Consider the following 4,693-nt stretch of genomic DNA (forward strand, 5'->3'; position numbering starts at 1 on the left):
AAAAACCTCGAAAATCACGATAATCAATATTCTCTTGATTCCAGTAAACCCAAGCTTGGAATATCTTGTCCGGCTTGTCCTGAAAAATAATTGTAACCAACTCTCCGCCATAATCATAAGGATCTATGGCAAGAACAATAAACTTACTTTTGTAATAGGTTTTGTCAAAAGAATCCAGTCCTGTTAAAGACCCCTCTATAATTCTTTTCTCTATAACAGCCCTGCCTTCCATACCTATATTGGTACCGTCTAGATAGCTATTCAAGGCCTTCCTTAGGTGCAAAACCGATGGCGCTTGATAAACATTATAGTATGCCTGGAGATCTCCTGGAGGTAAATCGGTGTTTGTTGATGACTGAAGTCTTTCTATCGACGGACCGGATGTTACCGGGTCCGTAATAATGCCACCATTTAACCGCCAGGAATCTCGTTGACTAATCCTATTATTTTCAGCCCTCTTGTTATAAGACCCGAAGGGATAAAAAATAACAAATAAAATAAAAATAATTCCCAGGACTACTAAAATAATATCCCCTGGATTTTTCCATGGACTTTTTGTTTTTATGAATTGATAGATATTGTCCAAAAACGGCAGCAAATCCTTAAATTAATAAATAAAATTATATTTCCCATAAGTCATCGTCCTGCCCACCCATCGCATGCATGACATCATTTCTTTTTTCTATTATTTTATCATAAAAATCTTTCAACCATTCTTCTTTTTCAGGAGAATCCATTTTTATCGCGTCTTTCTGAGACAAATAACCATTTATTATCGCTTTTTCTATAAATCCTTCCACCATTTCTTGAATTTCCTCCCTCTTCAATAAGTCGTCTGTTCTGGGGGCGAAAATGAAAGATTCTATGTCCTCAAGAAATTCATCTACTTCGCTAGAATAATAAAAATTATCTAAATCATCGTCGGTTTTTGCCACATCAGCGACTCCAGTTCTATCTGAATAAAGATTAGATTCCTCTTCCTTTTTTTCATCCAAATAATTGCATACCTCATTGAAAGCATCTTCAGCTATATTAAGAATCCCCCCTCGGCGCTGAATAGTACCGGAAACATTAATTATTTTCCTTATTGTTTTTAAAGGAATGCCATTTTTAGGGTTTATTTTCTTTTTTATGATAACCCTAACACTATACGGAAAATCATATATTTCCGAAGGATCAATATTCGATTGATTAGAATCCACCGAACCATAAGCATATACAGCGCTAGCACCGCCATTTTTGCTAGTCTCATATAATAAGAATCCCGCAGCTTTCCCAAAACGACAATATTCCGAGTAGCTAACTTTAGAAAAATGAATCAAATTATATTTAGGATAGCCCAACTGACCGTGTGGACCAGTAATATATTTTATAAAATATTCGCCTCTCTGCCCTATCTTTCCTTTTGAATCCTCGCGCATATTATCTTTTTTCGATGCTAAACCTAAATCGAGTATTGATTCTTTTTTACTAGCTAATTTAGCGTCAACCTCCTTACTAATATTATTTGTCTTTCTATTTATAAATTTATACAAAGATAATCCCGCTAATACAACTATAATTAAAGTAAAAATTGCCTGAGATGGCTCTCTTGCTTCAAAAATGTCGAGAATAAGGAAAATATAATTATGATGCCAAGAATAGTTACTACGCTATTCCAGGCTCCCTTAATCACATCCTTTTCTTTTTCCATACAAATAGATAATTTTTTAAAATAAAAATAGCGCAATTTAAATTGCGCCGCTAAAAGTAACCCCCTTGCCCAAATCAATTTTTTGGATTTTGGTTATCATAAATATAGTTTGCGCTTTGACTAATATAGTATTAAGTTGCTTTGTTCCATCTGTATTTTCGCATTTCCGCCTGTAGACAACTCTGCACAAATTAACATCTCTTCTAAACGATTGCTGCATTGCGCTTCACGGCAAAAAAGATCTAATTCTCTATACGGCTTAAAACAAATACCTGTAATTTTATAAGAAAGTTTCGGGAGTATAAGTTTCACCATTCGGATAATTAGGATCGCATTGCATCCTCGATGGTTTGAGCAACCTGAAATATCAATTCTTCGGAAAAATGCGGACCGATTATTTGCAGGCCGACGGGCAGTTTCCCCGCCTTGCCGCAAGGCATCGATAACGCCGGCACGCCTGCCAGATTCACCGGCACGGTATAGATATCGGACAGATACATCGTCACGGGGTCGTCAATTTTCTCCCCTATCTTAAAAGCGGTTGTCGGCGCCACCGGCGTCATTATCAAATCGACTTCGGCAAAAGCTTTTTTAAAATCATCGGCGATCTTGGTGCGCACTTTCTGCGCGCGCAGGTAATAAGCATCGTAATAGCCCGAAGATAATGAATAAGTCCCCAGCATCACGCGCCGGCGCACTTCGTCGCCGAAGCCGTGCTGGCGCGACTTCAGATAAACATCCAGCAAATCGCTGGGCGCTGATTGCTTATCGCTGATCGCAGATACGCCGTATTTTATCCCGTCAAAACGCGCCAGATTGGCCGAAACTTCCGAAGCCATCAAGATATAATAGCAAGCCAAAGCATATTCGGAATGCAGCAGACTTATTTCCTTGATCTTGGCACCCAGCGCCGTCAATTTGCCGATGGCGGCCTTAACCGATTTTTCCACTTCCGGATCGAGCCCCTTGGCAAAATATTCTTTCGGCAGGCCGATGCGCAAGTCGTTAGTTTTTGGTTCATGATTTTTAGCCGCCGGAAAATTCGTGCTTGTCGCGTCGCGCGGATCCTTGCCTTTTATGACATCAAAGACCGCTTTGCAATCGGCCACATTCTTGGCTAACGGCCCTATCTGGTCCAATGAAGAAGCCATCGCCATAACGCCGCAGCGCGATACCGCGCCGTAAGTCGGCTTGAACCCCACGACCCCGCAAAAAGAAGCGGGATGCCGGATAGAACCGCCGGTGTCCGAACCTAAAGAAAAAACGCATTCATCCGCCGCCACGGCCGCGGCCGAGCCTCCCGAAGAGCCCCCCGGCACGCGCTCAAGATCATTGGGATTTCTGGTCGGCCCATACGCCGAGTTTTCCGTGGAAGAGCCCATGGCAAATTCATCCATATTGGTCTTGCCCAAAAATATGACTCCGGCCGATTTTAATTTCCTGATGACCGTTGCATCATAGGGCGCCACATAATTTGCCATGATCTTTGAAGCCGCGGTGCATTTTTCTCCCTCGACCATGATATTGTCTTTGATGGCGCAGGGCACGCCTTCAAGCGGCCCGATTTCGAGGCCCGCCGCTATCTTGGCATCGACTTTTTCGGCCTGCTCAAGCGCCAATTTTTCCGTTGTCGACAAATAAGCGTGGACTTTTTCGTCCTCTTTTTCGATGTGCGCCAAAAAACTTTTCACCAATTCCTTAGCGGTGAATTCCTTATTTTTCAGCCCGTTGCGGACTTGCGAAATTGTGAGATTTTTCAGTTCCATAAAATTCTTAATCCAGGCCGCGCATACGAAAAACTTTAGGACAAAATCCAGATGAGCCGAGCGTCTAAATTTGCGTGCCGTGGTGGGGCCCCGATCGTCAGGTCGGGGCGTTGTGGATAGCAAATTTAGCGAGGCGAATCGGATTTTGTTAAAGTTTTATCGTCGCGCGGGACTTTTTTTGTTACTTTTTTGTGGCTACAAAAAAGTAAGAGATAAATTGCTGACAAAAAGCGGCAAGGAAAAAATTATTCTCCAAATACCGCCTTCACCTTAATATAATCGTCCTTCGCCTCCGGCGCGTTGGCCAAAAGCTTTTTTCTGCTTTCTTCCTGCCTCTTGATTCCCTCGTCGCGGCGCATCACGCTATTAAGCCCGGCCGCCTGCAAAGTCGGCTCGACGCCCTCGACATCGACCTCTTTCAATTTATCGATGAAATCCAAAATCGCCGTCAGATCTTTGGCGAATTTTTTTTCATCCTCTTGGCTCAATCCCAGACGGGCGAGTTTTGCGATATGGGCGACATCAAACATAAAAGCGTTATTTTAACATCTCTAAAAATTCTTCTTCATCAATAATTTTCACTCCCAGCTCTCTTGCTTTATCATATTTTGACCCCGGCTCCGCGCCCGCCACCACCAAGCTCGTTTTAGCGGAAACCGACGAAGCCGCATCTCCCCCGCGCTCGCGGATGGCCTGTTTGGCCTGGTCGCGGCTAAGGCCGGCCAGTTCTCCCGTGAGCACCAAAGTCATGCCCTTGAAAATCTGCTTTTTTCTTGAAACCTTGGGTCTTTCAATTTTAACAGCTTTGAGCAAGCGCGCAAGGAGCTTCTTGTTTTTTTCTTCGCCGAACCATTGCGCGATGCTTTGAGCCACCACCGGACCGATGTTTGACAACGCGGCCAGCTCTTCCTCGCTCGCTCTCGACAGCTTCTCGATATCGCCGAAATGATTAGCCAGATCGATCGCGGTTTCTTCGCCCACATGCAAAATGCCAAGCGCGTTGATGAAGCGCGCCAGCGGCACCTGCCGGCTATTGTCGATAGATTCGATGACATTCTTGGCCGATTTTTCAGCGAATCTTTCCAGCGGCGTCAGATCCCCTTCTTTCAAGTCATAGATATCGGCCGAATCGCGAACCAGCCCCTCTTTCATCAGCTGGTCGATTATCTTGGGCCCCAGGCCCTCGATATCCATGGCGCTTTTTGAAACAAAATGCCCGAGCTGGCGGCGGTTG

At 44.0% G+C, this 4,693-nt stretch carries 5 protein-coding genes; all 5 read right to left on the reverse strand.

Annotated elements, in window-relative coordinates; translation table 11 throughout:
• The coding region (locus tag PHE24_07000; GenBank protein ID MDD4902844.1) for a hypothetical protein at window positions 1-586 on the reverse strand (586 nt) is incomplete at its 3' end.
• A gap of 34 nt (window positions 587-620) precedes the next feature.
• Entirely contained in the window at window positions 621-1,535 is a 915-nt protein-coding gene (locus PHE24_07005; protein ID MDD4902845.1) for a hypothetical protein, read from the reverse strand.
• Between the two features lie 481 nt (window positions 1,536-2,016).
• Window positions 2,017-3,459, reverse strand: coding sequence for an Asp-tRNA(Asn)/Glu-tRNA(Gln) amidotransferase subunit GatA (gene gatA / locus PHE24_07010; GenBank protein MDD4902846.1), 1,443 nt, complete (start codon window positions 3,457-3,459; stop codon window positions 2,017-2,019).
• Window positions 3,460-3,704: 245 nt separating this feature from the next.
• Entirely contained in the window at window positions 3,705-3,989 is a 285-nt protein-coding gene (gene gatC, locus PHE24_07015) for an Asp-tRNA(Asn)/Glu-tRNA(Gln) amidotransferase subunit GatC (GenBank protein MDD4902847.1), read from the reverse strand.
• Between the two features lie 7 nt (window positions 3,990-3,996).
• Window positions 3,997-4,693: helix-hairpin-helix domain-containing protein (locus PHE24_07020; protein ID MDD4902848.1), on the reverse strand; the 697-nt coding region annotated here is incomplete at its 5' end.

The sequence above is a fragment of the Patescibacteria group bacterium genome, from assembly GCA_028707065.1.
GTDB lineage: Bacteria > Patescibacteriota > Patescibacteriia > Patescibacteriales > WJLG01 > JAQTUZ01.